A 3,002-nucleotide genomic window follows, 5' to 3' on the forward strand; every position below is an offset into this window, starting at 1 on the left:
CAGCAGGTCGGCGTTGAACTTCTCCTTGTCGCCCGGCACCAGCGCGATGCCGTGCGAGCCGCCCTGGTACACCTTGTACACGCAGTCAGGGATGATCTTGGCGGACTTGTCGGCGGACGCCGCGATCGGCACGACCTGGTCGTCGTCGCCGTGCACGATCAGGGTGGGGATGTCGAACTTCTTCAGGTCGGCGGTGAAGTCGGTGGCGGAGAAGGCGTCCACGCACGCCACGCCGGCCTGGATGTTCTCGGCCATGGCCATCAGCCAGAAGGCGTCCTTGTTGCCCTGCGTGACCTTGTTGCCCGGCCTGTTGGCGCCGAAGAAGCCGTCGGCGGTGTCGCGCCAGAACTGCGAGCGCTCGGTCAGGATGCCCTTCTTGATCTTGTCGAACACCTCCTGAGGCGTGCCCTCGGGGTTGTCGGGGGTCTTGAGCATGAGCGGCGGCACCGCCGACAGCAGCACCGCCTTGCTCAGGCGGGAGGTGCCGTGCCGGCCGATGTAGCGGGCCAGTTCCCCGCCGCCCATGGAGTGTGCCACCAGCGTGACGTCGCGCAGGTCGAGGGTGTTGATGAGATCGGCCAGGTCGTCGGCGAAGGTGTCGAAGTCATAGCCGTCGTAGGGCTGGCTCGAACGGCCGTGCCCGCGCCGGTCGTGCGCGATCGCCTTGAATCCGTTGTCGACGACCGCCTTCATCTGGTCGTGCCAGGCGTCGGCGTTCAGCGGCCAGCCGTGGATGAAGATCACCGGCGGGCCGCTGCCCCAGTCGTAGAAGAAGATCTGCTCGTTGTCACGGGTGGTGATGTATGGCACCGTGAACCCCTTTCGAGGGCCGATGGTTGGTGTCGATGGAACCCGCGGGCGCGGGCGGGCCACCCCGCCGCACCGGTGGAACACGACGGCGGACGTATCGCCCATGGCGGTAGTTACCGCAGTTCATCGTTTGGATATGGCCAAGGCCCGGTTCGGGGGTCTTTGCCGGACCGCCCGCGCTCGATCGCCTCATGAGCCTTGTCAGGCGGGGAAGGCGGCCACGTCCCGGTCGTAGTGGCGGTGCTGCAGGATGGCGGCGATGAACTGCCTGGTGAAGCCGTTCGCCGCCGTGGAGTCGACGACGCCCTGGCGTCCGGGCAGGGCGGCGGCCCGCAGCAGCGGTTCGCCGTCCGGCAGCACGCCGATGGCCTTGCCGTGCTTGAACGCCTCGCGGACGAACTGCACGGCCTGTCCGTTGCCGGTCAGCTCCTCGCCGCCGGTGCACAGCACCGCGTCGTACAGCACCGAAGAGGCGGCGCTGACCTGCTTGTCCACTGCCAGCGATCCGGCCATCCCCTCGTGCGGCGCGATCACATCGCAGACCGCCTTGCCGCTCTCCAGCTCCTGCATCACCGACTGCAGCGCGCCGGCGTCGGTACGGTCACTCACCAAGATCGCGATCTTGCGGGTGGCCAGGCTGGAGGGCTGGCCGGCCTGGCTGAGCGCCGGGGAGGACTTGCCGTGGTTGCCGCCCTTCGGAGCCGGGGCGGGCAGGCCGAGCCCGGCGGCCACATGCCCGGCCAGCCCGGTGTCCACGTTGGCCAGTCGTTCGACCACCTGCTCCTTGATGTAGCGGCGCTGCACGTGGCCCAGCTCGAACAGGAACGCCTTGATGATGTGGTGCTTCTCCCAGTCCGACATGCTGTTCCAGAACAGGGTGGCCTGGCTGTAGTGGTCGCCGAAGCTGGAGCTGCGCCGGCGGATCTTCTCGCCCTCGACCCGCTCGGTGTAGTGCCGGAACACGCCGGTCATGTCACCGGCCAGCACTCCGGTCGCGGGACAGCCGCCGCTGATGGAGTTCTTGGAATAGCTGGTGTGGCTCGTGTGGATCATGTGCTGGTGGAAGCCGTCGCGGTTGTCGTTGTGCACCGGCGCGAGCGGGCGGTTGATCGGGATCTGCTGGAAGTTCGGCCCGCCCAGGCGCAGCAGCTGGGTGTCGAGATAGGAGAAGTTGCGGCCCTGCAGCAGCGGGTCGTTGGTGAAGTCGATGCCCGGCACCACGTTGGCGGTGCAGAAGGCGATCTGCTCGGTCTCGGCGAAGAAGTTGTCCGGATTGCGGTTGAGCGTCATCTTGCCCACCATCCGCAGGGGCACCTCCTCCTCCGGGATGATCTTCGTGGGGTCGAGCAGGTCGAAGTCGAACTTGTGCTCGTCCTCCTCCGGCACCAGTTGCAGGCCCAGCTCCCATTCCGGGTACTGGCCGGCCTCGATCGCGTCCCACAGATCGCGCCGGTTGAAGTCGGGGTCGTTGCCCTGGATGCGCAGCACCTCGTCCCAGACCAGCGAGTGCGTGCCGAGCACCGGCCGCCAGTGGAACTTCACGAACGTGCCCCGCCCCGCGGCGTTGACCAGGCGGAAGGTGTGCACACCGAACCCCTGCATCATGCGGAAGCTGCGCGGGATCGCCCGATCCGACATCAGCCACATGATCGTGTGCATCGTCTCCGGTTGCAGCTGCACGAAGTCCCACAACGTGTCGTGCGCCGACTGCGCCTGCGGGATCTCGTTGTGCGGCTCGGGCTTGACCGAGTGCACGAAATCGGCGAACTTGATCGCGTCCTGCACGAAGAACACCGGGAAGTTGTTGCCGACCAGGTCGTAGTTGCCCTGCCGGGTGAAGAACTTGGTGGCGAAACCGCGCACGTCCCGCACCGTGTCGGCCGACCCGCGCGAGCCCGCCACCGTGGAGAAGCGCACGAACACCGGTGTGAGCAGCGCCGGATCGCACAGGAAGTCGGCGCAGGTGTACTCGGCCAGCGACTCGTACACCTGGAACACCCCGTGCGCCCCCGAGCCGCGCGCGTGCACCACCCGCTCCGGGATGCGCTCGTGGTCGAAGCGCGTCACCTTCTCCCGGAAGTGGAAGTCCTCCAGGATCGTCGGGCCGCGCTCACCGATCGACAGCGAGTTGTCGGTGTCGTCGATGCGCACGCCCTGGTCGGTGGTGTAGCGCGTGTTGGCGGAATCCACCC

Annotated in this window: 2 protein-coding genes; both read right to left on the reverse strand. The window is 67.3% G+C overall.

Annotated features, from left to right (window positions below; translation table 11 throughout):
- Window positions 1-810 (reverse strand): alpha/beta fold hydrolase (locus tag ABT158_RS51050; RefSeq protein WP_352366730.1); only part of this gene is annotated, 810 nt, incomplete at its 3' end.
- 201 nt (window positions 811-1,011) lie between these two features.
- Complete coding sequence (locus tag ABT158_RS51055) at window positions 1,012-3,000, reverse strand: catalase (RefSeq protein ID WP_352366732.1); 1,989 nt, start codon at window positions 2,998-3,000, stop codon at window positions 1,012-1,014.
- Window positions 3,001-3,002 lie beyond the last annotated feature (2 nt).

The sequence above is a fragment of the Nonomuraea sp. NPDC001636 genome, from assembly GCF_040298265.1.
In the GTDB taxonomy this organism is placed as follows: Bacteria; Actinomycetota; Actinomycetes; order Streptosporangiales; family Streptosporangiaceae; genus Nonomuraea.